The sequence below is a fragment of the Streptomyces sp. 351MFTsu5.1 genome (assembly GCF_000383655.1).
In the GTDB taxonomy this organism is placed as follows: Bacteria; Actinomycetota; Actinomycetes; order Streptomycetales; family Streptomycetaceae; genus Streptomyces; species Streptomyces griseorubiginosus.
In genome coordinates this window covers 323,306-349,474 of the sequence record NZ_KB911776.1, presented here as the reverse complement: position 1 = coordinate 349,474, position 26,169 = coordinate 323,306, and the positions used below count along the sequence as shown (strand labels likewise).

The following is a 26,169-nucleotide window of genomic DNA, read 5'->3' as shown; positions in this document are numbered from 1 at the left end:
TCACGGCCACCCCTGGCGCGCAACCGACCACCACGCTTTTTGGACAAAAATAAGCGACCGCTGCGACCGGACACCTTCCCGAAATGTGCATGCATGGTGAAAGTGGATCGGAAAGGACGTGAAAAGCGGGATACCTTTCGCCGTATCATGCACAGCACGCATATCGCTCATATCGCGCAAATAATTGCAAATCGGGCTATCGGCGACATCAAGAAGCCGGGCTCGTCCGTACCGTCTCGACGAACCGGGCCGCCTCACCGGCAGGCAGGGCCGCGGCCAGCCGGGTCGCCTGGTCGAGCAGGGCACTCCTTTGGACCGGCACTCCCGGGGCGACGGCCCACAAAGGACGGACACGAGCCCCTCGGCGGCACTTCGCCTCGTACGACTCCGTGCCCAGGTGCAGGCGGCGCAGGCCCCGCTCGTAACAGTACTGGAGCGGGGCGTGCAGCATGACCTGGGCATACGTCGCGGAGTCGGACGCTGTGGCGTAGTCGAAACCCACCAGGCGCAGGCTCAGTTCGGTACCCCAGTCGTAACAGAGGGAGAAGCCGGCCAGGCGCCCCTCGGCGTCCCTGGCCTCGAAGACGACGGAGAGGTCGTCGAGGTACTCGGCCTGCCGCCGCAAGGAGGAGCGCTGCTGCTCGACGGTCTCGTCGTGGCCGTATTTCCACTGCACCTGGGCGAGAAGGGGTGCTCCTTCGTCGCAGACCTCGGACAGCCGGGTACGGCGGATCCGCAGACCACTCTCCGCGAACCGCCTTACTTCACGCTGCCAGTTGGTCCGGCGTTGCCTGGCGGGCAGTGAGCTGCGCAAGTCCTCCGGACTGTCGCCCACCAGGTCGACGACGCAGTCCGCGCCCACCAGATGGACCTCCTCCGCCGTGAGCGGTCCCAGGAGACGGGCGGCGGCGACGGCGGTGTCCACCGAGTCCGGGGTGAGATAGGGCCACCACCAGCGGCCCTCGGCCTGAGGCAGCTCCTCCAGGGCGTGAGCCAGCAGTTTCGCGGTGTGCTGCGCCGCCGTGGTCCGCGACCGGCCCGGCGGGACCGGCACCGCGGAGCAGTAGCCCCGCCGACCGCCGACCGTCAGGGCTGGGCCGACGCCCTCGCGCCGTAGCAAGGCCGCAGGTTGGTAACCGGCGTGCGGGTCTCGCGGGTTCCAGTGCGCGGGCAGGCCGGCGACCACGTCGGTTCCCTCCCGCAGCGCGAAGTAGTGCGGTTCGCCGGTGGGGCTGGTGTCGACGAAGCGGAGCCAGTTGGAGGAGAGGTAGAAGGAGGAGCCTTCTACGAGGGCGTCCCAGCCCGGGAGGTCGTCCGGTCCGCGGACATGCCGTACGGGCGCGGTGCCGTCGATCGCGGCGAGGTCATTTCCGGCCATGTGTGTGTCCTTCTCTCCGCCGAGACGTGGCCGTCCCGGCGCGGGGCCCAGGTCGAGTGGCTGCCGGCGCCGGTGGCCTGGATGCCCGTCCAGGACGGCCGCGAGCAGATGGTGGCGGCCCGTACCCTCCCCCCAACGGGCGCGTGCAGCGATGCGGCCGAGGACTGGTCGGTCGACGATGTGCCCTTGTCCGCATGACGGTTCACCGGCGCAGAGCCCCGCGGCGACCGGGCATCGGGACGTGGTGCCCCGGCCGGAGGAGGCAGCGCTACAGCTCCGTGCGCGGGGACCTGAATGCCCAGGTGGTCGAGGGGGGACGCATCCGGTGCGTCACCGTACACGCGTACCCGGTCTCCGTCCGGCCCGGACGACTCGAACACGGCACAATGTCTGTTCCGTTGCTCCGTCATATGGCCGTTCCACTGTTCGACTGTGAACCGTCCGCAGTCGAACACCTCCTGCCGCGTTCGCGTGTCGGCGAACATGGACAGCCCCTGGCCCCGTGCCGCATATTGAGCGCCATGACGAAGCAGGGCACCGAGTTGTCCGACGGGTGGTCAATCGCCGCTGAAGCAGCTGAAGTACACGAATTGCTCTGCGCGTCGGACGTCTTTATCGCAGCGAAATACGGAACTCCGGTGCCACAGCGAAACCGGAAGAGCACCGATGGGCTGGTGTCCGCGGGTGCCGTACATCTTCTCCGGCAGGGCGGCGTGGCGACAGGCATGTTCACCTTGACGTGGGCACCGCCGTTCACCACTGGTACGGACATCTTCCCCGATACGGACAGGCCGATCTACATGCAGCGGATGGCCGTGCTCCCGGCCCGGGTCGCAGGCGGGGAATTGACGGGCCTGATGTGCGTGCGCCGGGCGATGGAGGTTGCACTCGAATACGGGGCGACGGCGATTCGGGCCGAAACCAATCCTGATCTCACGAACACCGTGCTCCTCATCGAGCAATTCGGGTTTCGTCCCTACGGTCCCGTCCTCGCCCACGGCGGCGTGCGCCGTATCTATCTCCAGAACGACCTCGGGATACGGCAGTAGCGATGGAACAGTGCCGACCGAAGGCGGTTCGGGACGCTGCGGTCACGCTGCGGGACCGTTGGCGTCTGGCGGGAATGCTCCGTGCGGCGGGCCTGCCCGCCTTCGCCGCACTGACCTTCGTGGACCTCTCGCTCGCGCTGCTCCCCACGGCCACGGGCCTGATGACAGGCACCCTGGTCTCCCGTCTCGTGTCCGATCCGGGCGACGGACACACACTCACCCTGCTGACCCTGGCCGTGGGCGCGCTGATCTTCGCCTCGCAGGCGTTCGAGTTCCTGCACTCGGCGCTGCGCGTCGTGGCGGCCCAACGAGTGAACGCCCACCAGCGGCTGCGGATGGGGGACCTGGTGACCCGGTCCGAGGGCATCGCACGCCTGGAGGACCCCGCCACACAGGACGATCTCACCCTGGCTGTGATGAAAGGGCTGCCGAACTGGGTGTTCTACACCGTGGGCACGGGGGCGGCCGGCCAGCTCACGATCATGACCCGGACGGTCGGAGCCTGCGTCGCGGCAGGTGTCCTCGCGTTCTTCTCCTGGCCGCTGGCGCTGTGCATGCTGACGGTCTCGCTGTACGTACGGGCCTCCACCCGTCGGCAGTGGATGAAGCAGCACGCCGAGGTGCGCGGGTGGGCGCCCGAGATGCGCCGGGAGGACTACTTCACCCAGGTCGCCGCGGCTCCATGGGCCGCGAAGGAACTGCGCGTCTTCGGTCTCGCCGAATGGGCGATCGGCCGGTACCACAAGGTCACAGGCGACCGCGTGGACGGGACGGCGTCAGTGCGCCGCGGCCTTCTGCTGCGACTGCGGTGGCACTTCGTGCTGCTCACCGTCGCCACGGCGGCCGGACTCGCCCAGCTCGGACTCTCGGCGGCGTCCGGACGCATCTCTGCCGGCCAACTCGCCGTCCACCTCGGCGCGTTCTGGGGTGTCCTCGCGGTCAGCCGCTGGGACACGGAGGCGTACGACGTGGAGTTCGCCGGTATGCCGGCGCTCCAGGCGGCCGACCGGCTCGCCGAGCGGTTCACGGCGCGGGACGGCTCACCGGCCACGCCCGCACCCGCACAGCCGGTGCCCCGCGATGCCGTGGACCCGCAGGAGGCCCCGTCCGCCCCGCCGCCTCTGGTGCGGTTCGAAGAAGTGGACTTCCGCTACGAGGGCAGCGAACGCAGGACCCTGCGCGGCCTTGATCTCGTGATCAGGCCCGGCGAGCTCCTGGCCCTGGTCGGCGTCAACGGCGCGGGGAAGACCACGCTGACCAAACTGCTGGCCGGCATGTACCAGCCCACGGCGGGAGCGGTCACGGTCGACGGGGTGCCGCTGACGAAACTGGACCCGGAAGCCTGGCGACAGCAGATCACCGTCGTCTTCCAGGAGTTCACGCGCTACGAGATGTCCCTGCGGGACAACGTGGTCCAGGGCGCACCCGGGTACCCCGCGCCGGCCCGGCTGCTGGAGGACATCGCGCACCAGGCGGGCATCACCGGCCTCGTTGCACGAGCCCCGCTGGGCTGGGACACGCCGCTGGCGCGCGGATACACGAACGGCATCGACCTCTCCGGCGGACAGTGGCAGCGTGTCGCGCTGGCAAGGGCTCTGTACGCGACCGCGTGCGGTGCCCGGCTGCTCGTCCTCGACGAGCCGACCGCGCACCTCGACGTCCGCGCCGAACTCGACGTCTTCTCCCGGGTGATGAAACACGCCAGGGGAGCGAGCGTCCTGCTGATCTCCCACCGGCTGTCCACCGTACGCAGGGCCGACCGGATCGCCGTGCTCGACGGCGGTCGGGTGGTCGAGACGGGCACGCACGACGAACTGCTGGCCCTCGACGGCCAGTACGCCGGCATGTTCCGCCTGCAGGCCGCCCGGTTCGCCGCCGACGACGCCCTGACCGAGCCCCCCGATCACGACAACGAGGTGACCTCCCCATGACCCGCGGACAGGCGCTGCGCTGGCTCCTCGGGCTCTCGTGGCAGCGGCACCGTGGCTGGGTCGTCGCGTTCGCCGTCCTCGCGGCGGCCGATGTACTGGCCACCGGAACCTTCGCGCTCACCTTGCGGATGCTGATCCAGAGCGCGCTGGACGAGCACATGCGGGACGCGCTGATCGCCACGGCGGGCGCCGCGCTCAGCTATGCGGTGACCGTGGTCGGGGCCTCCGCCCGGCTGAACGTCGTCAATCTGCTCGACGAGGCCATCGGGGTGGACCTGGACGAGCGGATCCTGGGTCTCATCGCCGGACTGGACGGCATCGAGCACCTCGAACGCCCCGAGTACGCGGACCGGATAGCCATGGTGCGCGGCAGCGGGGACGTCATCGCCCGGTGCGGATGGGTGCTTCTGGACGGCGTGACGATGCTGGTCAGGCTGTGCGTGGTGCTCGCCATCCTGGCGATGACGGCACCGGTCCTGCTCGTCCTCGCGCTGCTGCTCGTACCGGCGCTGTGGTTGCCGCGCCGAGGGCAGCACGGGATCCGGAAGGCGGCTGTCGCGGTCGCGCAGGATGTCCGTCAGGCGGAGCACATACAGGCCCTGCTGACCGAGGCGACGCCGAACATGGAGGTACGCATCGCCGGGGCAGGGCCGCGGCTGCGGAGCCAGGGGCGGGACGTGTGGGACCGGATCATCCGCACACAGGCTCGGGCCCAGTGGGTGAGTGCCGGGCTGGGCATCGCCGGGTGGGCGGTCTTCTCGTTGGGATACGTGACCGCCCTGCTGCTCATCGTGCGGGACGTGTCCTCCGGGCGGGCGCAGCCCGGTGACGTACTGCTGCTGGTCACCCTCACCAACACGCTCCGCGCCCAGGCCGAGGGCGTCGTACGGTCCTTGCAGCGCACGACCGACGGCATGAGTGCGCTGGACGCCTTCCTGTGGCTGGAGGACCACGCGGCGGCCTACCGCACCGGCGTGGCGGAGGCCCGCGTGCCGGACCGGCTGACCGACGGCATCACGCTGGACGGAGTGTCGTTCCGGTACCCGGGCACGGACACGTGGGTGCTCAAGGGGATCGACCTGCATCTGCCGGCCGGAGCAACCGTCGCCGTCGTCGGGGAGCACGGGGCGGGGAAAACCAGCATCGTCAAGCTGCTGGCCAAGTTCTACGAACCGACCGAGGGCGCCGTCCTCGTCGACGGCGTCCGGCTGAATGACATCCCCGCCAGGCACTGGTGGTCCCGTACGACCGCCAACTTCCAGGACTTCGCACGGTTCCTGTTCCTCGTGCGCGAGTCGGTCGGCGTGGGTGACCTCACCGCAGCCGACCAGCCCGACCGGCTGGCCCGGGCGATCGCGGACGGGGACGCGGAGGAGATCGTCGCCGGACTCCCGGACGGTCTCGACACCCAGCTCGGCCGCGTGTTCGACGGGAAGGAACTGTCGACCGGCCAGTGGCAGCGGGTGGCCCTGAGTCGCGCCCACATGCGGACCGCACCGCTGCTGTGCGTCATCGACGAGCCGACCGCCTCCCTGGACCCGCGCAGCGAGTACGCGGTCTACCGGAGGCAGATGGCGCTGGCGAAGACCCTCGGCGAGCGTTGCGGAACGGTCACCCTGGTGGTCTCCCACCGGTTCTCCACCGTTCAGATGGCGGATCTGATCGTCGTCGTCGAGGGCGGCTCCGTGGCGGAGATGGGCGACCACAAGGAACTGATGGCGCTGGGCGGCGTGTACGCGGACCTGTTCCGCATGCAGGCGGTCGCCTACCGGAACTGATGAACGGGCTGCGGGCCGTGCCGATCGCCCGCGCAGGCTACAGAAGGAGAATCGTGTCGTCCCCTCCCCATGATGTGGTGGTCGTCGGTGCCGGAGCCGCGGGTCTGACCGCGTCGGTCATGCTCGCCCGCGCCAAGCTGCGGGTGCTGGTGGTGTCGACGGAGAACCGTCGCAATTCGTGCGTCGACGCGGTGCACAACGTGCCCTACGCGGAAGGGGTCCCACCGGCGCAGCTGTACGGCTCGATGGAGGAGACCGCCCGGGAGTACGGCGTCGACCTCGTGTGGGACGAGGTCCTCGAAGCCGAGGCGGACGACGCCGGCGTGGTCGTACGGACCCGTGGCGGTGGCCGCCACACCGCCCACCGTCTGCTGCTCGCGACCGGGCCGATCGACGAGCTGCCCGCCTGGCTGCCCGAGGGCGTCTGGGGCAAGACGGCCTTCGAATGCCCCTTCTGCCACACCCACGAGCACGACGGAAAGCCCTTCGCGTCGGTCGGCAGGGGGCTGGAGGCCATCGGCATGGCGCTGATGTCCATCCAGTACGCGACGACCATGACCGCCGTCGTCTCGGACGAGGACGCCGCCGGGACCGCCATGGCCGAACGGCTGCGCCAAGCCGGCGGGATCGTCCTGGTCGACGAGGTCACCGGGGCCGACCGGGACGCGGAAGGCTCGATGACCCTGCACACCAAGGGAGGTGCCGAGGTGGCCGCCGGAGCCGTGCTCATTCCCGGCGTGAAGAAGCACAACCTCCGCTTCGTTCCCCAGCTCGGCCTCGAACTGAACGAGAACGGCGGCATCAGTACGACGACGCTCGGCCAGACCTCGAATCCCCGCGTGTGGTGCGCCGGCAACGGATCCGGCAACGGGCCGTACTTCATGTGGACCGGGGCGGCCGCCAGCGGCATCAACGCGGCCCGCTCGATCTGCGAGGACATCGCGTTCGGGCCGCTCCTCGACTCGTACTGGTCCCAGTTGAAGAAGACTCCCGGCGAACAGGGACAGAAGGCATGACGATGAACGTACTGTTGGTGAGGTACAGCCCGTACTGGGCGGCTCCCGTGCTCGACCGCGACGACGTCGCCCTCTACGTCGTGCACGAGCGGACCCCGCAGGGGCTCGGCGCCGATGCCCTGGCACGCTTCGAGAAGGTCTACTACGTCTCCTCCTTCGACGCGCTCGAGGAACTCAGCGCCGTCGCGGCGGACCTCATCAGCGAGGGCGTCGACATCGACAAGGTGATGTCCTCCAACGAGTTCAGCCAGTACGCGGCCGCCCACCTTGCCCATCTGCTCTCCGCGGACCAGCCCTCGTCCTCCGTGGTGCTGGCCACGCGCGACAAGCGGCTGATGAAACGGCAGGCCCGTGCGGCCGGGCTGCACACCGCCCGCACCTGCTCCGTGCCCGACCCGGCGTCCTTCGTGGACGAAGGTGACGACGCCCTCGCGGAGCTGGAGAACGCCGTCGGCTACCCGGCTGTCGTCAAGCCCGCCAACGGCTGGGGCACCGTGTCCACGACGGTCGCCCGCGACCGCGAGGAACTCCGGGCCGCCCTCAAGGACTTCCGGTACGCGCCTGAGCTGCGCTCCCAGCACCTGCTCGCCGAGGAGTACATCGACGGCGAGGAATTCCACGTCGACGCCGTCTGGCGGGACGGCGAACCGTGGGTCTTCTGCGTCAGCCGTTACGTCACCCCGCCACTGCAACTGCGCGAGGGCGCGGGACCCGGCCTGTCGGTCCTGCTCGACGAGGAGGACCACGCCGGCCTGTACGCGGAGGTCCGGGAACTGCACCGGCGGCTCAACGAACAGCTCGGCCTGACCCGGGGCCCGACGCACCTGGAGTTCTTCCGCGAGCACGGCACGGGTCGGCTGGTGTTCTCCGAAATCGCCAGCCGCCTCGGCGGCCTCACCGTGGCCCAGCTGGTCGGAGCCGCCGTCGGCGTCGACGAGCGGGAGATCGCCGCGCACGAGATGCTCGACGGCGCCCTCTCCGAACTGCCGCTTCGCAAGAGCCCGTTCCGGTACGTCGGCATGCTCAACATCACGCCGCTCCGCTCCGGCCGCGTGACCCGTATGCCGACCCGTGACGAACTGCTCGCCCACGACCACGTTCTCGATGTCTCCATCGGCCCCGGCGTCGGTTCGGAGGTGACCCTGGGGCAGTCCTCCGCCAGCGTCTGCGTCATGGTCATCTACGGCGCCGACAGCGAGGACGATCTACTGAAGACCGGTACCGAACTGGCGGAGGCTCACCCGGTCGAGGTCGAGTAGCCCACCGGGCCTCCGGTGCCCGCCCAGGTCCTGGGCGGGCACCGGAGGCGGTCCGGGACGGGTGGCCGTCGCCTCAGCGACCCGAGAACGGGACCCGGCCCAGTGCGTCCGCGAGCGCGGCACCGAACAGGCCCGCGAAGACGTGGTCGACCAGCGGGCTCCACTCCTCGCGCAGCACGCCGTGCGTCGGCAGCACCCGATGCGCGACGCCCATGGCGCCGTCGTCGTGCCGGGCGACGGCGACGACCCGGCGCCCGAGCTCCGTTCCGCGTACGACCAGGTCGACAGCGCGCGCATGACTGCGGCCGGGCGGGGCCAGCACGAGCAACGGGCTGTCGCCGGGGAACGCGAAGCGCTCCACGTGCCACCACTCCTCCAGGTCCTGGGCGAACGCGGGCAGCCCGCACGCCTCCACCACCTTCGCCGCCGCGTACTTGGCGGTGCCCGCCTGTGGTCCGGTACCCGTCACCACCAGCGGGCCGGGATCCGCCGCCACCTCCTGAGCCAGCTCATGACACGGTGCCTCCAGTGCGTCGACGGTCGCCGACACGGCGTCGGCGGCGGCACGCAGCTCGTCCAGCAGCGGCCGCACGGGCTGCCGTGCGGCACCGAGCCGCACGGCGACGACGAGAAGCGCGGTCAGGCAGGCCTGGTAGGTGACGATGCCCGGCGACGCCTGCCTCGGACCGGTCGGGGCGATCACACCGATGTCCGCCGCCCCCGTCACCGGACTGCCCGCCGACACGGTCACCGCGACGGTCGGCGAACCCCGGTGCGCTGCTTCCTCCAGCGCACGGGTCACGGCCCTGCTGCCACCGGACGCGGAGATCCCGACAACCAGGGTGTCCCGCCCGTCGCCGCCGGGCCCGACGGCGCCGTAGTCGAGGAACCGCTGGGCGTTCAGCGGCTCGCAGAGGAGACCGGTGAAGCTCGCGAAGGCCAGCTCCGCCGCTCGCGCCGCGTGATAGGAGTCCCCGTTGCCGGTGAGCACCACCCGGCGTATTCCGCGGGCCGCCCGGTCCAGCGCCCCGTCCGCGGTCGTCCGGGCGAGGTGGTCGACCACCCGGGTGAGCTCCGCCGCCAGGGACCGGGCCTGGCGACGCATCTCCTCGGTCGTGTAAGCCTGACGTGCGGTCACTCGGCGTCCTCCAGGGAGCACAGGATGTCCATGTAGGCGGCGACCTTCTCCACCTGGATCCGGCCCTTCCAGCCGTTGAGGCAGCTGCTCACGAACGCCCCGTCGGCGTGAGCCATGAGCCGCGCCGCGTTCTCGTGGTCGGTGTGACCCGCGAGGAAGACCGGCACGTCGGGCGCCGTCCGCCGGACCGCCGCGACGGCCGCGAGCGTCCGCTCCTCGTCCGGGCTGCCCAGGCACACCGCGTCCGCGCCGACGAACGCGGCCTGACGGGCTATCGACTCCGTCGGTACGCCACCGCCGAGCCACTGGAAGTGCATCGAGTCCACGTCGGCGATGACCTGGACGTCCCACGCGTCGATCTTCCGCCGGTACTCCATCACGTCGAGCGGGTCCGCCTGCACCAGGCCGTGGGTGCTGACGGTGGCGCCCACGATCGCGGTCGCCCGCACGAAGTCGCCTCCGCAGACCTTCGCCACCGCGAGCGACGCCTTCGTGGCGTGCCGCATGAGCTGCACCCCGATCCGGAAGCCGTCGCCGGTGGCCTCCCGGGCCGCCCGGGTGATCACGCTCATCGCGGCGATCCGGGCCGGGTCGGACTCGTCGCGGGTGGTGTAGACGCGGTCGACGGTCTGCAGGAGGGCACCGTGCGCGCCGCCCTCGTACAGCGCCCGCACGGACGCCATGGCGTCGTCGAGGATCCGGCCGAAGGACCCGTCCTCGTGGAAGGGGGTGCCGGGCAGCGGATCGAGGTGGACGACACCGAGGCACACCTTGCCCGGCCGACCGCCTGCCGCCCTGTGCTTCTCAACCTGACTCAAGGGATCACCTCGTATACTGCGCGTTATGCGTCTTTATCTTTCTTCTTTTCGCATCGGGAATCGTCCTGAGGAGTTGCTACGCCTGCTCGACGGGCGCACGCGCACGGCACTCGTGATGAATGCGTATGACTTCCAGGACGTGGACTCCCGAAACGCTTCCCTGGAGCGAGAGGTCACGGAACTGCAATCGGTAGGGCTGGATCCGGAGGAACTCGACCTCCGCGACTATTTCAGTGGTGACCGCTCTCTCCGGAAAACTCTGAAAAACTTCGATCTGGTGTATGTGCGGGGCGGAAACACGTTCGTCCTGCGCCGTGCCCTCCTGCACAGCGGTGCCGACGAGCTGCTCCAGGAGTTCCTGGCCGCCGACTCCCTGGTCCTCGGCGGCTACAGCGCCGCCGCGGCCGTCGCCGGCACCACCCTGCGCGGGATCGCCGGCCATGTGGACGACCCGGACCACGTCCCGGCCGGCTACCCCGCGGGTCCTCCGCTGTGGGACGGGCTCGGCCTGCTGCCCTTCGCGGTCGCACCGCACTACCGCTCCGACCACCCCGAGACCGACGAGATCGAGCACACCGTCCAGTACTACATCGACCACCATGAGCCGTTCGTGGCGCTGCGGGACGGCGAGGTGATCGTCGTCGACGGCGATGTACGGGTCGTCGGCTGACCGGCTCTAGGGAGCGACCGAGAAGCGGTAGATCGTGCTCTCGGTGCGCGTCTGACCCGGGTCCAGCCGCGCCGACGGGTAGTCGGGGCGGTTGGGCGCGTCCGGGAAACAACCCGGTTCCAGGGCCAGCCCAGCCCGCGGGGTGAGCATCTTGTCACCCGAGTACACGCCCATCCCCGGCCCCTCGGTGCGGACCTCGAGCAACCTGCCGCTGCCCGGATCGTGCAGTTGCGCGGCCCACAGCCAGGGGTCGTCGAGCACAAAGAAGTTGTCGAGCGCTTCGTCTCCGATCCTGCGCGCGTCCTGGTAGTCCAGCCGGGTTCCCCGGATGTCCGCGGGCGGCCCGGCGAGCGGCAGCTCGCCGTCGAAGAGCACGCTGCTGCTCGCGTTGACTGCCAGCTCGTGCCCGTCGATCGTGCCGTGTCCGGCCAGATTCCAGAAGGCGTGATTGGTGAGGCCGAAGACGGTCGGCGCCGTCGTCGTACCACTGAACTCGATGGTCAGTCCGGTCTCACGGTCGACCCGGTAGACCGTCTCCGCCCTGACCGCGCCGGGATAGCCCTGGTCGCCGTCGGGGCTGTCAAGACACAGCCGCAGCACCAGGTCGTCGCCGTCACGGCCCGCCTCGGCCGCCCACACCCTCCGGTCGAAGCCTTCGCTGCCGCCGTGCACATGGTGCGGCCCCTCGTTGCGCGCCAGCTGGTGCGGCACACCGTCGAGGACCATCCGGCCGTCCCGGACACAGCGGCAGTACCGCCCCACCGTCGCCCCGACGTACGCATTGCGCCCGCGGTCCTCGTAGTCGCCGAGCCCGGGCAGCCGCACGACCACGTTGTCGGTCCGGTTGTCCCGGCCGGGCGTGCGGACCTCGACCAGGGTGGCGCCGTAGGTCCAGACGGTGACAGCCAGATCGTCGCCGTTGTCGAGGGTGTATGCGTCGACCGGCAGGTCGGCTCCCTGCGGGGTGTTCGTCCGTCCGACAAGCTGTCTCTGGATTTTCAAGGTTCCCTCCACGGAATATATTGCGACACATGATGTTCAGCGAGACCCTCGGGAGCACTCGACGTATGCGTGTATACGGAGAATCAATCCGGTTCGGAATTCATTCAGGCCAGCAGTACACGTCCTTTCCGGAAATGGTCGACCTGTGGCAGCGGGTGGAGGAATTGGGCTACGATTGGATTTCCTGTTTCGATCATTTCCGCCCACCCATCGGCGGCCCCGGCGGCCCCTGTTTCGAGGGCACCACGCTGCTGTCCGCGCTGGCCGCGCGCACGAGTCGTATACGCTGCGCCATGCTCGTCTCGGCGGTCACCTGGCGGCACCCCGCGGTGGCTGCTGCCGCCGCCGCCACCATCGACCACGTGTCCGGCGGGCGTCTGGAGTTCGGTATCGGTGCCGCCGGTGACGATCTCGGCTACGAGCAGTACGGGATACCCTTCCCGCCGGCCGGACAGCGGCTGGACATGCTGGACGAAGCGTGCCGGGTCCTGCGCGGGCTGTGGGACGAGGAAGTAACGGACTTCACGGGGAAGCACTTCAGGCTCTCCGCCGCGCACCTGGAGCCCAAACCCTTGCAGCAGCGGCTTCCCCTCGTCATCGGCGGCGAGGGCGTGAAACGCATGCTGCGCATCGTCGCCGAACACGCCGACATCTGGAACACGCTCGTGGCCGAGCCGGAGACGTACCGACGCAGGCTCGGTGCACTGGCCGATCATGCCGCCGCCGTGGGCCGGGACCCTGGCGAGATCCGGCAGTCGATGACCTTCCGTGCCGTCCTCGGCGAGGACAGGCAGCAAGTCGAGGAGCGGAGAAGGGCCGTCGCCCGGATCCTGCCGCCGGACTCGCCGTTGTGGTCGGAGTACCTGGTGTTCGGCACTCCCGAGGAGTGCGTGGAGCGGCTGAAGCCCTATCTTGAACTCGGTGTGCGGGACTTCCTGCTGGGCTCCCGGCCTCCACTGGACTGGCGGACCATCGAGCTGTTCGCGACCGAGGTGATCCCCGCACTGCGCACCGGAAGCTAGGGCCGGGTGGGCACTCGGCCGCCATCCGCTCCTGCGCCGACTGCCTCGTCGCCGTCGTCCGCCTGTCCGCCCGGTGCCGGGCGCCAGCCCATCCTGCGCAGGTCGTCGATCCGCTTGCGCAGGAAGGAGGCCGCCGTGTACTGCTCGTTCAGCCGGATGTCGCCGGCGGGATGCAGGAACATCGGCATGGAGAAGCGCGAGCGCCCGCCGTCCCCGCCGGCGGGGAACCGTACCCGGTGCTCGGTGGCCCGGTAGTACCCGCCGGTGATCTGCTCGAGCATCTCCCCCGCATTGATCACGAAGGCTCCGGCATCGCAGGGCACGTCGTGCCACTCGCCCGCGCTGTCACGCACCTGCAGTCCTGGTTCCCGAGGGGCGGGCAGCACCGTGATCAGGTTCAGATCGGTGTGGGACAGCCCGCGCAGGGAGTCCGGGGTCTCCTCGCCGGTCGCCGGAAGGTAGCGCTGGATCCGCAGGGTCGTACTGAAGGAGCCCTCCAGCATGCGCGGCAGCGGCATGGCGAACCGGCGCGAGACACTGGTCGGCACGGCGTCGCCGAGCCAGCCGAGAAGCATGGCCGCAAGGTGCCTGGCCTCGTCGAAGTACCGCAGCGCGGAATCCGACACCTCTTCCGGATATCTGCCGTCCCGCATGACCTGAAAGAATTCTTTGCGATCGAGTTTCGGTGCGTCGGGACCACCGTTCACCGGTGACGGAAAAAATCCGTCCTGCCCTCCGGAATTCGCGTACTTCACCTTGGCGTCGGTGGCGAAGAATCTCGCCCATTCCTCTTGGATCTGTTCGGGCAGACCCGTCGCGGCCAGCGGATGGTTGACGACGACTCCGAAACCGGTCGCATGCATGGACGCGGCGAACTCGGCCGGTGCGTGCGGGTTGGTGTATTCAATGGTCGCTACGTGCATGGCCTCCAACTCTCCCCAAAGGTCCGGCCTGCAGATCTCGGTGTCAGACGGTAAGCCACACGTCGTGTTTGAGTCCATCACCGCTGCTTTCGGCTGTTCGAGCGAACACCCGTCCCCGTTGTCACTCCCGGAAATGGCCCATACGCTTTCTCGCCGGTCCAGTAAGAGGTGATTCTTTTCCGAGGCTGCGGAGGCTTTCCTGTGACTCGTTCGGACTCCCTGAATGACAGGGAATTTTTTGATTACGTGTGTAGTCGCATCCGGTGGGACGGAGGTGCGAACCGCCGCACCGCCGGGATCGCCACCGGCTCCCCGGCCGGCCTGACGGCCCCGGGCCGCGGCCACGCGCCCGTGCCCGGCGGGAACCTGGAGTGACGGTGCGAGGCACCTTTGTCGAACGGGACTCCGATCCCCATGTCGCCCTGCGCGACTCCCTGCTGAACGGCGGCCGACGGCTGCCCTCGCCGCGCGAGACGGTGCCCCGGGTGCCGCCCGGCGAACTGGTCGCCGAGACCGCCCGCCGACTGGACGCGGACGGCCTCTTCCTCGGCGCCCTCGACACCACCCCCGCGGACGACGACTTCATCGCTCTCGGCAAGACCCTGGGGGAACTGATACCGGAGACGGATCCAGCGGTGCAGGACCATGTGTCCCAGGAGGTCCTGCTCAACCTGGTCAGTGTCCACCCCGAGACCGACGACGCGTCGCTGCAGCCCTTCGCGACCGGTGCGCTGACCCTGCACTCGGAGGGCAGCGGCCGTCCGGTCGCCGGCCAGCCCCGGTACATCGTGCTGATGTGCTGCGACCCCGGAAAGCCCGCCGTCACCGCGGACGGCCGTGAACTCGTCCCGGCGCAGACCGTGCTGGTGCCGATGGCCGACGTGCACGAGGCGTTGACCCCGGCGGAACGCGACATCCTGCGCGTCACCCGCTATTTCACCAGTCAGTCCGTACCCACCGTGCTGCGCGAGGTCGACGGCCGGCCCGTCTTCTCCTTCCGCGACTTCGGAACGGCGGAACTGCACTGGGTCAGCGACGCCCGTGGGGCCACCGAGTACGAGGTGAACGACGCCTTCCGCGCCCTGCTCGCCGCCATGTACGCGCATGAGCCGGCCGGTGCCGTCCACTGGGCGCACGGCACCGTCGCCGCCATCGACAACACCTGCTTCTTCCACGGCCGCACATCCGGCGCGGCCCATCAGCCCGGATCCCGCCGCCACCTGAAGCGGCTCCGGATCAGGACCGCACGGCACACGGGGGAGCGATGACCATGGGATCGGGGCTGTTCTCCGGCATGGCGACCGGCGCACCTCTCGCGGTGCCCGAGGAGATCGCCCGCAGAGCCGGCACCGTGGTGCCGTCCACGGGGGTGGTCATGGACCCCTCGCCGGACGACCGGATGACCGAGATCTTCCGGCGGGCCGCCGATCCGGCGGACCCCATGGAACTGCGCGACCTGTACCTCGGCCGGCTGGAGGCCGAGCTCGGCCGGCACAGCACACGACCCGAACTCGCCGTCCGCTGGCGGGAATCGACGGTCCGCCGCCAGTTCGGCAGCGAGGAGATCCTGTCCTCGCGGGCCACGGTCCGTTTCGTCAAGGAGATGTTCAACTACTACTTCCGCGACGACCTCTACGGCGATCTGCGCCCCACTGCCGACGTGATCCTCTCCGGCGGCGCAGTGGACGAGGAGGCATGGGGGCTGCCCGGGGTCCTCAAGGAGTGCGTCAGCTACGCACTCACACGTGACTGGTACGGCTACTCCGATTCCCGCGGCCGGGAAGCGTCGCGCGAGGCGGTCGCCAGGTACGAGTCGGCTCGGATGGGCTTTTCCGCGTACGGGGCGGAGAACATCGCCCTGACGATGGGGGCGACCTTCGCCATCAGCACCCTCGCCGACTTCCTGCTGCTCGGCGGCACCGGCACCGCGCCCGCCCTGTGCGCCCTGCCCAACTACCCGCCGCTCGTCGAGTCCGTGGCCCGGCGCGCCGACACGAAGCTGGTGCCGCTGCCCGCCCGGGACGGCACGACGTCGCTGCGCCCGCTGATCGACCAACTGCGCCCGGACACACCGCTGGTGCTGCTGCAGACCGCGGCGAACCCCACCGGCGCGCTGGTCTCCGAGGAGGAACTCGACGAACTGATCCAGGCGGCGTCTCCGAACACGGCCATCGTGCTGGACGAGTGCCACGAGTGGCTCGGCCGACCGGTCTCCCTGTCCAAACTGCGCGCCGCGCCCAATGTCATCAGGGTGAGCAGCCTGTCGAAGAACTGGTCCGCCCCCGGCCTCAAGGTGGGCTGGATCATCGCCGACCGCGCCTTCGTCGACGAGTACTACGAGTACGCGTCCACAACCTTCGGCGGACCGCCTTCGTTCTTCTACACCCTCGTCGAGGTGCTGGCGCGGATGGAGCGCTGGATCGTCACGGGAGTCGAGGAGCCGGGCACAGAGCAGTGCGGTGAGTTCGAGACGGGCTACGGTGTCCAGCCACGCGCCCTGGCCGCCGCCTACAGCGCCTACCGCTCCGACCGGCTGGCCCGGCAGGAATCTCTGACGGCGCTGCGCGACGCGGTGACCGGCGGCCTCGATCTGCCGGGCGTCTCGGTCATGCCCGCCGCGTACTCCATCAACCTGGCCCTGAGCTTCGACGACTACGCCGACTCCTACCTCTGCTTCCGCGATCTGCTCCGGGAGACGGGCGTGTCCGTCTTCCCGGGCCTGCTGACCTTCGGTCTGTCGGGCGGCACCGTGCGCATCACCAGCGCCCGCCGCTGGGAGGAACTCTCCGTGGCCCTCGACCGGCTGACGGTCCACCAGAACCGCACCCGGAGCACCAGGCGTTCGACCGCACCGGAGCCGCAGTCGAACAGTCTTCGGCAACCGCGAGGGCACGCCCATGGCTGACGTTCCCTCCTCCGACGGATGCGCTGCGGGGACCGAGCCCTGGCGAACCCGGCCGTCGAGGACCGGACGGCCCGGCGGCAGCTGAAGCAGCCTTCGTACGGCGGGAAAGCGGCGATGCCGCAAGGTGCCCGGCGGCTCCCGCAGGAGTCGCGGGGCACGCCCGCTTCACACAGACACAGACAGGTATCCCGAGAGAGGAAGAGAGCGCACGGATGAACGACGTGACGCAGACGGTCGAGGAGCTGGTCATCCGACGCCTCAAGGCAGGAGACGCAGAGGAGCCCGCGGACCTCGACACCCCGCTGACGGCCCGCGGCGTGGACTCGCTGACCATCGCCGCACTGATCATGGACATCGAGCGGACCTTCGGCGTCCGCTTCCCCTCCGGTCTGATCACGCACGACACGTTCGTGTCCGTGCGCACGGTGGCCGCCGCCGTCCGCGGCCTCACCGACGACGGCGCGGTCGAGAACCGGCGTCGGGACGACGCATGACCGGCGCCGAGCAGGATCAGGCCGCCGTCCACACCTATCAGGGCGTGCCCTCGGCCCAGTACGCCGACCGCCACTCCACAGTGCTGGCGGCGCTGGCGGCCCGTGTCCGCGACATGCCCGACGCGCCCTATCTGACCGCCGTCGCCGCCGACGGCACCGAGACCGTACTGACCTTCGGGCTGCTCGACCTGTGGAGCGCCCGGCTGGCGGGGTGGCTGCGGCGTGAGCTCGCCATCGCTCCGGGCGACGTGGTCGCGCTCATGCCGCTCAACGAGCCGGTCTCCATCGCCACCCTCTTCGGCGTTCTGCGCGCGGGTGCCGCCTGTCTGCTGCTCAACCCCGGCGATCCGGCCGAGCGTGCGCTCCAGCAGAGCGGCAGTCAGTCGGTGGTGACGGTGCTGTGCCCGCCGGCGGTACTGCGCGACAGGGATCCGCTGCCGGGCGCTGTCACCGTGCCGGCCCCGTCCCTTCTGCCGGACGTCCCGGCCGACACGGGCGGGCGTGACCTCCCCGAGGTGCGGGCCGCCGCCGACGCACTGCTCTTCGGCACGTCCGGTTCCACGGCGGCGTCCAAGATCGTGGCGCAGACCCACCGCAACGGCGCCGCCAACGCCGAGGCTTTCCGGCGCCACCACCGGGTCCGCCCCGGCGAGCGCATCCTGGGCTTCCTGCCGATCCACCACGCCAACGGCGTGCACACCACTCTGTTCTCCCCGCTGTTCTCGGGCGCCCACACGGTGCTGGCCGGCTCGTTCAGCCCCTTCCAGTACCCGGGTCTTGTCGAGCGGTACCGCCCGCGGTTCGCCAGTGCGGTGCCCAGTGTTCTCGACTCGCTGCTGCAGACCTGGCGCGAGCCTCAGCTCCCCTCGGACTTCGAGTACTTCCTGACCGCGGCCGCGCCGCTGTCCGCCGGGACGTGTGCCGAGGTGCGGCGCGCGTTCGGCGTCCGGATCGTCCAGGGGTACGGGTTGACCGAGACGACCAACTTCTCCACCACGGTGCCGCTCGACCTCTCGGAGGACGAGTACCGGCGTCTCATGCTCGACACCGACATTCCCTCGATCGGCACCGCCGTGTACGGCAACGAGGTCGCGGTGTTCACGGATTCCGGCGACCGTGCCCGGCCGGGCGAGATCGGCGAGATCCGGATGCGCGGCCACAACGTCATGTCCCGGTACGCGGGAAACCCCGAAGCCACCGAAGAGGCCTTCCGGGGCGGCTGGTTCCACTCGGGCGACCTGGGCTACGAGGTGGTGTCCGCCGAGAGCCCCGGCAACCTTCTCGTCATCACGGGCCGTACCAAGAACATGGCGAAGGTGCGGGGCGAGGCGGTCTCCCTGGAGGAGATGGAGCGCGCCCTGCTACGGCTCGACGGCGTGGTGGACGCCGCCTGCGTCGCTGTCCCCGACTCCGTGGACGGGGAGGCCGTCACCGCGGTCGTGGTGTCGCCGCAGCGCAGTCGGAGCGAGGTCTTCCAGCACCTGAAGACCGCCTTCTCCGCCAACGCGCTGCCCCGGCGGATCGTCTTCGCCGACCGGGTCCCCAGGACGAGCACGGGGAAGATCATCCGACGGCGGCTCGCCGAAGAGGTGGACAGGGATCAAGGGGAGCGCCCGTGAGCACCGGGGCGGAGCTTCGCCTGTACAACTCGCTGAGCCGCCGGCTCGAGGTGTTCCAGCCGTCCGGGTCCGAGGGCGACCAGGTGCGCATGTACAGCTGCGGACCGGTCGCGTTCGCCTCCGCCCACCTGGGCATCCTGCGCGGCTTTGTGTGCGTGGACCTGTTGCGGCGGGCGTTGCGCTGGAAGGGGCACTCCGTCCGGCAGGCCATGATGATCACCGATGTGGTCCGGGCCCGAGTACCGCAGGGCACGGACCCCGAGGTCCACATCAAGGAATTCCTCGACAGCCTGGCGGCCCTGAACGTCCTGCCCGCCGCCCACTACCCCCGGGCGTCGAATCACATCGGCGAAATGATCGGCATGGCGGCCGAGTTGGAGCGACGCGGCCTGGCCTACCGGCTCGACTCGGGACTGTACTTCGACACCTCCCGCTCACCGGGCTACGGAGAGCTCGCCGGGATGGACCTGGACGCCCAGCGCGACGGCGTCCGGGCGGAGAGCATCCGGGGCCGGCGCAACAAGAACGACTTCGCACTGTGGCGGCTGACCGGTCCTGACGCGGAAACGGCGGGCACCGGCCAGAGCTGGGACTCGCCGTGGGGCCGCGGCCTGCCGGGCAGCCATCTGCCCTGCAGCGCGGCGAGCATGGCACTACTGGGCCCGCACCCCGACATCCACACCGGGGGCCGGCACCACCGCTCCCTGCATCACGTCAACGAGATCGCGCAGAGCGAGGCCCACCTGGCCGACGCACGCCCCTGGGTCAGGCACTGGCTGCACCACGGCGCACTGACCGCCGCCGACCAGCCCATGGTCAGACACCGGGCACCTCACCTGGGCGACCTGACCGCCGCGGGGCTCAACGCCATGGCGTTCCGCCTCCTGCTGCTGCGGGGCCACTACCACCGGGACCTGGCCTACACCCACGACGGTGTGGTCGCCGCCCAGGCCACGCTGCGCCGACTGCTGGCCCGGCGCCGGCCCACCATCCCGCACCCGCGCGGCGAGACGCACCACCCGCCCATCGAGACCTACCAGGACGCCGGACGGCTGCTGCCCGCCGACGACCCGGCCGCCCGCCGAATTCTCGACGGCATGGACAGCGCGATCTGCGCGGACCTGAACACGGCACAGGTGTTGGCCCAGCTCCAGCAGGCCGTCCGCAGCCCGGACATCACCGACCGCGGCCTGCACGTCGTCCTCTCCGCCGCGGACGCCCTCCTCGGACTGCGCCTCACCACGCTGGACCCCGCAGAACTCGCCCACCAGCCGCACACCGGTGAATTGCCCCTCGGGCAGCAGCACGTCATCGACCGGCTGGTCGCCGACCGCACCGCCGCCCGCGCCCGCAAGGACTGGGAACGGGCCGACACCATCCGCGCGCAGCTGTCCCGGATGGGCATCGAGGTCAGCGACGCCGGCAGCGACTCGACCTGGGCTCTGCGCCAGGGCAGCCCCGTTCCGGCAGAGAGAAAGACACACACATGACCAGAAAACGCCTCATGATGATCGCGAGCACGGGACGGCCCTTCCGCGAGTACATCCTGGCCGACATGAGTGCGGTCGTGGACCTGATCCTCGTCGACGACAGGGATCTCTCCTGGCAGCAGCCGTACGTCAGCCGGTTCTGTCAGGCCGATCCCCGGGATCCGGTCGCCGTCTCCGCAATCGCACGTGCGGAGACACCAGACGGTCTCGTCACCTACGACGACGCGCTGGTCGAGATGGTGGCGGACCTGGCCGCAGAACTGGGACTTCCCCAGGCCACGCCCGCTGCCGTACGGCGTTGCAAGGACAAGGCGGCACTGCGGACCTGCCTCGACGCGGCCGGTATCGGACCGGTGCGGTTCGCGGTCGTGACGGACGAACAGGAAGCTCTCGCCGCCGCCGAGGACATCGGTTACCCCGTCGTGCTCAAGCCCCGGGATCTGGGCGGAAGCATCGGCGTCGTACGGGCGGACGACAAGGAGCAGCTCCTCGCCGGGTACGCCATGACGGCCGGCACCCGGGCCCGGTTCAGTGAGATCGACGGACCTGCCGGTGTGCTGGTCGAGGAGTACCTGGACGGACCCGAGTTCAGTGTCGACTGTCTCACCTGGCGGGGTGTCACCCACCCCCTGTTCGTGGCGGAGAAGGTCCTGGGGCTCGCGCCGTACTTCGAGGAGGTCGGTCACATCGTGCCGGCCGCACCCCACCCGGGCGTGGACGAGGCCCTGCGCCTGGTGCGCGAGGCACACCGCGCGGCCGGCCTCGACGACCTGGCGACTCACACCGAGTTCCGGCTGACCAGCCGCGGCCCGCGCATCATCGAGATCAACGTCCGCCTCGGCGGCGACCTGATTCCTCACCTCGGCAAGCTGGCCACCGGCGTCGACCTGTCGGCGGCCACCGCCGACATCGCTGTCGGACGGGAACCGCGGCTTGCTGCGGACCGTTCCCGGGTGGCTGCCGTCCACATGATCTATCCGCCCCACGACATGACGTTTCGGCGGCTGCGGCTCGACAGGGATCCCGGCGATCTCCCCGGCCTGGAGCGATTCGAGACCATCGTGCCGGAGGGCCGGCAGGTCCGGCTCCCGCCGAACAGCTTCCGTTCCCGGGTCGGTTACGCGGTGATCACCGGTGCGGACCGGGCGGAGTGCCTCACGCGCCGCGCCGCGGTCGAGGCAGCCGTCGTGGTCGAGGGGGAGCCGCTCTGAACCGCGGCATCGCACCCCGCTCCGCAGGGCGCCCCGGGCCTTCTTCTCTTGGCGCCTGCCGTCTTCAGCCTGCATCAGTCCAAAAAAGTGGAGAACTCATGGCTTCCGAAACTCTGAAGAACAATCCCGACGACGAGAACGAGGTCCATGACCTCGACAGGTTCGAGGATGCGGGGTCCTGTATCGTCACGCCGGTCGCATCGCTGCCGGCGATAGCCGCGAACGCCCTGGTGAGCGCGATGGCGCAGGTCGTCCGAAACGGCCATGCAGCGGAACCGGCGTTGACTCCGGACAACGACGGGGTGGTCCGCGCACAGTACTTCGAAGAGGGTCTCGTCTACATGCTGGCCAAGCCCATGGACGGGTACTCCGCAAGCCGCTACGTCATGGACCTGTTCAACGTCGGTGATCGGGGCGCCTGTTCGCGGATGCACTACCACACGGGTGCGCGGATGGTGCGGCTGATCACAGGCGAGGACACGACCATTCGTGTGTCCGCGCTCTCGCCCTTCCACTACACCTATGTCGATGGAGTAACACCTTTCAAGCTGGAGGTGGAGTGCGACAAAATGCCGGACAGTACTCGCAACCGGTACAGCTTCTGGGTGCCGGAATCATCGATCGTCGACATGCAGATCCCGCGCGGTACTTCGCATCAGTTCAATTCCTTCGGGGACAACGCGGTGATCGACACGATCCATCCGGAAGAGACGATCGAGGCCTTCCGGGAGAAGATGTCTGGGCTGCGCATGATGGCGCAGACGGTATTCCTGTCGGACTCCTTCCCCGCGGTCGAGGACTGTGGCGGAGAGCTGCGCCGATGACAGCGGTCGACTGGTACGGCCTCGGAGTCTTCGGACTGCCGATGGCGTGTCGCGCTGTCGCGTCCGGTTACACGGTCCGCGCGGGAGGAGAGCGCGGCCAGGTCGCCGCGTTCGTCGAGGCCGGCGGCTTGCGGTCCACGGCGGAGGTCCGGGGTCGTCCGATCGTGGCGCTCTGTCTGCCGTCGGCCACCGAGGTCCTGGACGTCGTCGGAGACCTCGAGACGGCGTCGTGCGTGGTGGACTTCTCCTCGCACGACCCGCTGTCCGCCAGGAAGGCGGCCGAGCTGTTGCGCGATCGTGGGATCGGATACGTCGACTGCCCGGTGTCGGGGAGCGTGGAGCTCGCTCGCGACGGGCGTCTGACGGGATACCTCGGAGCGCACACGGACGACGTCACGGAGGATGTCCGTGATTTCGTCGAGAGCCTGTGCAGCAACGTGTTCTGGACCGGCGGCCTCGGCCAGGGGCAGGCGATGAAGCTGGTCAACCAGGTCATCCATCTGGGTAACGTGCTGGTCCTGGGTGAGGGCTTCGATCTGGCGGATCAGCTGGGACTTGCGCCTGAAACCGTTCTGGAGGCACTGAAGGCGTCATCGGGTTCGAGCCGCATGCTGGAGCGGTTCGGTCAGCAGATGTTGAGTGACCTGTATCCGCGCCAGTTCAGCGCACAGCTGGCACGCAAGGACATCGGCAACGCTCTGCGGCTGTCGCCCGACCTCCCTGTCGCGTCCATGGTCGAGGAGCGTCTGCAGGAACTCGTCGACTCCGGACACGGTGAGGAGAACTTCACCCGGCTGGCGAAGGCAAAGCGGCCGGCGAAGTAGGCGACAGGTGTCTCCGTGGTCGGTCACCCAGGTCCAGGGATGCCTCGCATCAGCGGCTTTCGGCGCAGATGCGAGGCACCTTTCCTGGTGCGGCTGTCGCTGTGTACCCGGTGTAGCCGTTCCCGGAGTGCTGCAGTTGGTCAAGGCGCACGAGCCTGTCGATCACCCCGTGGGACTCCTCCACCCGGTCGTCGGCCCCGGTTCACTGCTCGTCCAGTGGGTCCAGGCCGAGCACCCGGCGCATCGCCCGCACCCCGGCGAGGCCTGCCGTCGCCGCCTCCTTGTCGTCGGCGGACAGCGCGGCGTTCCCCTGCCGGACCGTGGTGTGAACGACGGCGAGCGCCTGTGGAACGCCGAAGTCGTCGTCCATCGCCTCGGCGAAGGCGGGCACGGCAAGGCGCTTGGCGCTGAGGCCGCGCTCGCGCAGGCTGCCGGCGAGGCGGCTGGTGAGGGCCTGGGACACGGGCGCCGTGCTGCTCGGCCAGGGCCGCGTCGGGGCCACGGGCCGGCAAGGACGATGACCCTCACGGTCATGCGGCTGGTGAGCCTGACCGACGACGGCGTCCGCCCCCAGTGATCCAAGTGTCGCGGCGGCCGGTGAGAGAGACCTCACACCGAAAGGAAAATCACACCGCCAACAACCCCGGCGCCCCCACAGCCCGGGCCAACCGGACGCGCGCCCGCACCGCTGGATCCCCCGCGCACCACCAGCAAAGCAAAACGGCCGCCATCGTAATTACGATGACGACCGTTTCGTCGCTGCTCAGAAGCACTCAACGTCAGTGCTCTTCATGGTGGGGAACCGACGGAATGAGCTGGTCAGGTACTACATCGACCACGTGAAGATCATTTCCCGGCTCTCTGAAGATCGTTTCCCACTATGCAGATGGGTTGCACAGGACCAGGCTGCTCCCGCGTGAACGAGAACCCATCGTGATCGTCGTCCGCCTATCGCAGAGGCTCGCCGCCCGCGAGCATTCGGCCTGCGACAAATTCCTCTACCTGGTAGGCAGCGAAGCGTTGTGCCCCTGGCCGAGACGGCCTGTATCCGAGCACTCAGTACAGTCCGCCTCGGCTCGGGGAACGTCGCATCGGACTCGTTGCGGTCCCTTTGGTACCAGTGGATGGAATCGGCGCCAGCGCGGCTCGTACTCAGTTGGCAGAAGTCCGGTCACGGAGTGGAGGTAGTCATCGACTGCATGGGCGGAAGCAACGGCGTTGAGGCTGATGACACTGGGGGCGTGGACCGTTTCGTCTTGAACGTACCGCTGCTGTCGTAGCTGTTCAGTCGTCAGCGCCTCTTCCTGGAGCTTGGCTGGGCTGATCAATCCGTTGCACCAGAGGCAGCCGAAACCGGGGGCCAGCGGCCGCACAACGCTGAAGACGTCGGTGACATCGCCTCCAGGACCGACCTGGACCTTCGCGCCGACCTGTACGCCCGGGATGAGGTATTGGTGGATGAGCGCGTTGACGACCAGACGCGCCTGCATCGAGTCGGCGGCAAGAAAGATGTAGTCGCAGTCGACGAGGTTCGCGGCGATGGCGCTCTGAGTGACGTCTGCCTGCAGCGCGTGGACGCGGATGCGGCCATTGGCCTGTCGCGCCAAGCGACGGGCGACCCTCACCTTGGGGGTTGCGTACCGGTGCCCCAACGACTGGAGCCATCGTGGCCTGGCGGGGTCCGTCAGCCATGTGTGGGCGTCACGGGCGCGGGCTCCGGCGAGGCGGGGGAGGTTGGTCACTTCGACCCGGTCGGGATCGATGACCACAAGTTCGCCGACTCCGAGACGGGCGAGGTATTCGACGATCAGGGATCCAGCCCCTCCGGCGCCGATGACGGCCACCTTTTGTGCCGCGAGGATGGCCTGCCCTCGGTCTCCGAAGACGCGGCTCTGACGGTCGTAGGTCGGGTCCGACGTCGGGGGTGGTGGGGGTTCGGGATACAGGGTCTTGATCGGCCATCCGGTGATCACGGCTCGTTCGAGTTCCGTCCGTCCGCCGTCGGGGAGCCACAGGTCACCGGCGACCGCATCGGTGGCGAAAACCAGGCCGCCGGCGGGCGTCGAGCCGAGGATGTCGCGCAGGGCTGGGTATCCGCGTTCGTGAGAGGCAAGGTCTGTGCCCGAGAAGGCAACGCGTGTGATTCCGCCGTGGCAGTGGACTGCCAGGTAGGCCAGGCCCTGGGATCGGCAGTCTCGGACGCGGTCACGCACGAACGTGGCGGTCAGCATCCGGTAACCGCGCTGTCCGGGCACGTAGTCGACACCGTCCTCGGCCAGGTACAGCCTGTGTCCGAGCAGGCGGGTGCCGCGAGCGGTGGTGACGACACTCGCTCCGATCACTGCGCCGTGCTCATCGCCATCTCCGGGGAATAGGTGCGCGCGGAGTGTGGCAGCCATGGCGGCCGGCATGCGCAGCGTCCAGGGGCCGGTCATCGGCTGCGGAGCCATGTCAGCACCTTGTGCAGTTTGATGACGGCGGTGTCCGTGGCGGGGTTGAGGCGGTTGGAACGCCTGGAGATCTGAACCGCGGGGCGTTCCTCGAAGCTGGTCGAGGTCATGGCCTCTCCAAGGGGAGCTCCATCAACGCGAGCGAGGTCCCCGCGTACGAAGTGGGGGTAGACGTCCGAGTACGGGTACTGGAACGTGATCCGGAAGCCGATCCAGGTGGACCGCTGCTCGTACTGCGCGCCGGGATCGACATCCTCGACGAGGACGACCGCACCGCCGTCCGGCTCTTCCCGGACGCGGATTGCCGCGTCCGGGAAGGCGGCGCGCACCTCATCGACGGCCTTGCTCACTGCGGGGGTCACGCTGTG

22 protein-coding genes and 1 pseudogene are annotated in these 26,169 nt (G+C 69.3%); 15 read left to right on the top strand and 8 right to left on the bottom strand.

Annotated elements, in window-relative coordinates; all coding sequences use genetic code 11:
• Positions 1-208: 208 nt before the first annotated feature.
• On the bottom strand, positions 209-1,378 hold the full coding sequence (locus H295_RS42810) for a GNAT family N-acetyltransferase (protein ID WP_020134238.1): 1,170 nt from the start codon (positions 1,376-1,378) through the stop codon (positions 209-211).
• Positions 1,379-1,899: 521 nt separating this feature from the next.
• Between H295_RS42810 and H295_RS47110 the strand changes: the two genes are divergently transcribed.
• The 5 genes from H295_RS47110 to H295_RS42795 are packed head-to-tail and all read left to right on the top strand — an operon-like array spanning position 1,900 to position 8,411.
• Entirely contained in the window at positions 1,900-2,427 is a 528-nt protein-coding gene (locus tag H295_RS47110) for a hypothetical protein (RefSeq protein ID WP_020134236.1), read from the top strand.
• A 2-nt stretch (positions 2,428-2,429) separates the two neighbouring features.
• Positions 2,430-4,358, top strand: coding sequence for an ABC transporter ATP-binding protein (locus tag H295_RS42805; RefSeq protein WP_051135499.1), 1,929 nt, complete (start codon positions 2,430-2,432; stop codon positions 4,356-4,358).
• On the top strand, positions 4,355-6,136 hold the full coding sequence (locus H295_RS0105000) for an ATP-binding cassette domain-containing protein (protein ID WP_020134234.1): 1,782 nt from the start codon (positions 4,355-4,357) through the stop codon (positions 6,134-6,136). The genes H295_RS42805 and H295_RS0105000 overlap by 4 nt, the downstream gene beginning before the upstream one ends.
• Before the next feature lie 53 nt (positions 6,137-6,189).
• Positions 6,190-7,152, top strand: a complete 963-nt coding sequence (locus tag H295_RS44685) for an NAD(P)/FAD-dependent oxidoreductase (protein ID WP_158691021.1) — start codon at positions 6,190-6,192, stop codon at positions 7,150-7,152.
• On the top strand, positions 7,149-8,411 hold the full coding sequence (locus H295_RS42795; RefSeq protein WP_020134232.1) for an ATP-grasp domain-containing protein: 1,263 nt from the start codon (positions 7,149-7,151) through the stop codon (positions 8,409-8,411). Before H295_RS44685 ends, H295_RS42795 begins: the two co-directional genes overlap by 4 nt.
• A 73-nt stretch (positions 8,412-8,484) precedes the next feature.
• Here H295_RS42795 and H295_RS0104985 read toward each other — a convergent pair whose 3' ends face one another.
• The gene (locus H295_RS0104985) at positions 8,485-9,549 is read right to left on the bottom strand and encodes an SIS domain-containing protein (protein WP_020134231.1); all 1,065 of its coding nucleotides are present in this window, start codon (positions 9,547-9,549) and stop codon (positions 8,485-8,487) included.
• Positions 9,546-10,367: a BtpA/SgcQ family protein gene (locus H295_RS0104980; protein ID WP_199788556.1), complete on the bottom strand. Its 822-nt coding sequence runs from the start codon at positions 10,365-10,367 to the stop codon at positions 9,546-9,548. Before H295_RS0104980 ends, H295_RS0104985 begins: the two co-directional genes overlap by 4 nt.
• A gap of 25 nt (positions 10,368-10,392) precedes the next feature.
• Between H295_RS0104980 and H295_RS0104975 the strand changes: the two genes are divergently transcribed.
• A complete protein-coding gene (locus H295_RS0104975) occupies positions 10,393-11,037 on the top strand; it encodes a Type 1 glutamine amidotransferase-like domain-containing protein (RefSeq protein WP_028809059.1) in 645 nt (214 codons plus the stop codon).
• Positions 11,038-11,043: 6 nt separating this feature from the next.
• On the opposite strand, the gene H295_RS0104970 is transcribed toward H295_RS0104975, so the two are convergent.
• Positions 11,044-12,039, bottom strand: coding sequence for an aldose epimerase family protein (locus H295_RS0104970; RefSeq protein ID WP_020134228.1), 996 nt, complete (start codon positions 12,037-12,039; stop codon positions 11,044-11,046).
• Between the two features lie 29 nt (positions 12,040-12,068).
• On the opposite strand from H295_RS0104970, the gene H295_RS0104965 reads away from it, so the two are divergent.
• Positions 12,069-13,061, top strand: coding sequence for an LLM class flavin-dependent oxidoreductase (locus tag H295_RS0104965; protein ID WP_234021565.1), 993 nt, complete (start codon positions 12,069-12,071; stop codon positions 13,059-13,061).
• Here H295_RS0104965 and H295_RS42790 read toward each other — a convergent pair.
• Positions 13,058-13,984: a 2OG-Fe(II) oxygenase family protein gene (locus H295_RS42790; RefSeq protein ID WP_020134226.1), complete on the bottom strand. Its 927-nt coding sequence runs from the start codon at positions 13,982-13,984 to the stop codon at positions 13,058-13,060. The genes H295_RS0104965 and H295_RS42790 overlap by 4 nt on opposite strands.
• A 377-nt stretch (positions 13,985-14,361) precedes the next feature.
• On the opposite strand from H295_RS42790, the gene H295_RS0104955 reads away from it, so the two are divergent.
• The 8 genes from H295_RS0104955 (at position 14,362) to H295_RS44680 (ending at position 23,351) form a co-directional block, all read left to right on the top strand.
• Positions 14,362-15,252 carry a TauD/TfdA family dioxygenase gene (locus tag H295_RS0104955; protein WP_158691019.1) on the top strand — a complete coding sequence of 297 codons (891 nt, stop codon included), beginning with the start codon at positions 14,362-14,364 and terminating at the stop codon, positions 15,250-15,252.
• Positions 15,249-16,889, top strand: coding sequence for a pyridoxal phosphate-dependent aminotransferase (locus tag H295_RS0104950; protein ID WP_020134224.1), 1,641 nt, complete (start codon positions 15,249-15,251; stop codon positions 16,887-16,889). Before H295_RS0104955 ends, H295_RS0104950 begins: the two co-directional genes overlap by 4 nt.
• Positions 16,890-17,101: 212 nt before the next feature.
• Entirely contained in the window at positions 17,102-17,383 is a 282-nt protein-coding gene (locus H295_RS42785; RefSeq protein WP_020134223.1) for a phosphopantetheine-binding protein, read from the top strand.
• Positions 17,380-19,002 carry a class I adenylate-forming enzyme family protein gene (locus H295_RS0104940; RefSeq protein ID WP_020134222.1) on the top strand — a complete coding sequence of 541 codons (1,623 nt, stop codon included), beginning with the start codon at positions 17,380-17,382 and terminating at the stop codon, positions 19,000-19,002. Before H295_RS42785 ends, H295_RS0104940 begins: the two co-directional genes overlap by 4 nt.
• Positions 18,999-20,492, top strand: a complete 1,494-nt coding sequence (locus H295_RS0104935; protein WP_020134221.1) for a hypothetical protein — start codon at positions 18,999-19,001, stop codon at positions 20,490-20,492. The genes H295_RS0104940 and H295_RS0104935 overlap by 4 nt, the downstream gene beginning before the upstream one ends.
• Positions 20,489-21,703: an ATP-grasp domain-containing protein gene (locus tag H295_RS0104930; RefSeq protein WP_028809057.1), complete on the top strand. Its 1,215-nt coding sequence runs from the start codon at positions 20,489-20,491 to the stop codon at positions 21,701-21,703. Before H295_RS0104935 ends, H295_RS0104930 begins: the two co-directional genes overlap by 4 nt.
• A 98-nt stretch (positions 21,704-21,801) precedes the next feature.
• Positions 21,802-22,527, top strand: a complete 726-nt coding sequence (locus H295_RS0104925) for a hypothetical protein (protein WP_020134219.1) — start codon at positions 21,802-21,804, stop codon at positions 22,525-22,527.
• The gene (locus tag H295_RS44680) at positions 22,524-23,351 is read left to right on the top strand and encodes an NAD(P)-dependent oxidoreductase (protein WP_020134218.1); all 828 of its coding nucleotides are present in this window, start codon (positions 22,524-22,526) and stop codon (positions 23,349-23,351) included. Before H295_RS0104925 ends, H295_RS44680 begins: the two co-directional genes overlap by 4 nt.
• A 142-nt stretch (positions 23,352-23,493) precedes the next feature.
• On the opposite strand, the pseudogene H295_RS47455 reads toward H295_RS44680, so the two are convergent.
• From H295_RS47455 to H295_RS0104900, 3 genes and pseudogenes are all read right to left on the bottom strand, one after another.
• Positions 23,494-23,739 (bottom strand): annotated as a pseudogene (locus H295_RS47455) (DALR domain-containing protein); the annotation flags it as partial.
• 610 nt (positions 23,740-24,349) lie between these two features.
• The gene (locus tag H295_RS0104905) at positions 24,350-25,801 is read right to left on the bottom strand and encodes a ThiF family adenylyltransferase (RefSeq protein WP_020134216.1); all 1,452 of its coding nucleotides are present in this window, start codon (positions 25,799-25,801) and stop codon (positions 24,350-24,352) included.
• A complete protein-coding gene (locus tag H295_RS0104900) occupies positions 25,783-26,163 on the bottom strand; it encodes a hypothetical protein (RefSeq protein ID WP_028809055.1) in 381 nt (126 codons plus the stop codon). The genes H295_RS0104905 and H295_RS0104900 overlap by 19 nt, the downstream gene beginning before the upstream one ends.
• Positions 26,164-26,169: the final 6 nt, after the last annotated feature.

What these genes read in the sequence shown, in the direction of transcription:
- H295_RS42785 (WP_020134223.1), top strand. Translation starts at nt 17,102, where the DNA reads ATGAACGACGTGACGCAGACGGTCGAGGAGCTGGTCATCCGACGCCTC.
- H295_RS0105000 (WP_020134234.1), top strand. Translation starts at nt 4,355, where the DNA reads ATGACCCGCGGACAGGCGCTGCGCTGGCTCCTCGGGCTCTCGTGGCAG.
- H295_RS0104905 (WP_020134216.1), bottom strand. Translation starts at nt 25,801, where the DNA reads ATGGCTCCGCAGCCGATGACCGGCCCCTGGACGCTGCGCATGCCGGCC.
- H295_RS0104930 (WP_028809057.1), top strand. Translation starts at nt 20,489, where the DNA reads ATGACCAGAAAACGCCTCATGATGATCGCGAGCACGGGACGGCCCTTC.
- H295_RS0104950 (WP_020134224.1), top strand. Translation starts at nt 15,249, where the DNA reads ATGACCATGGGATCGGGGCTGTTCTCCGGCATGGCGACCGGCGCACCT.
- H295_RS42790 (WP_020134226.1), bottom strand. Translation starts at nt 13,984, where the DNA reads ATGCACGTAGCGACCATTGAATACACCAACCCGCACGCACCGGCCGAG.
- H295_RS0104975 (WP_028809059.1), top strand. Translation starts at nt 10,393, where the DNA reads ATGCGTCTTTATCTTTCTTCTTTTCGCATCGGGAATCGTCCTGAGGAG.
- H295_RS42810 (WP_020134238.1), bottom strand. Translation starts at nt 1,378, where the DNA reads ATGGCCGGAAATGACCTCGCCGCGATCGACGGCACCGCGCCCGTACGG.
- H295_RS0104965 (WP_234021565.1), top strand. Translation starts at nt 12,069, where the DNA reads ATGATGTTCAGCGAGACCCTCGGGAGCACTCGACGTATGCGTGTATAC.
- H295_RS0104940 (WP_020134222.1), top strand. Translation starts at nt 17,380, where the DNA reads ATGACCGGCGCCGAGCAGGATCAGGCCGCCGTCCACACCTATCAGGGC.
- H295_RS42795 (WP_020134232.1), top strand. Translation starts at nt 7,149, where the DNA reads ATGACGATGAACGTACTGTTGGTGAGGTACAGCCCGTACTGGGCGGCT.
- H295_RS0104925 (WP_020134219.1), top strand. Translation starts at nt 21,802, where the DNA reads ATGGCTTCCGAAACTCTGAAGAACAATCCCGACGACGAGAACGAGGTC.
- H295_RS44680 (WP_020134218.1), top strand. Translation starts at nt 22,524, where the DNA reads ATGACAGCGGTCGACTGGTACGGCCTCGGAGTCTTCGGACTGCCGATG.
- H295_RS42805 (WP_051135499.1), top strand. Translation starts at nt 2,430, where the DNA reads ATGGAACAGTGCCGACCGAAGGCGGTTCGGGACGCTGCGGTCACGCTG.
- H295_RS47110 (WP_020134236.1), top strand. Translation starts at nt 1,900, where the DNA reads ATGACGAAGCAGGGCACCGAGTTGTCCGACGGGTGGTCAATCGCCGCT.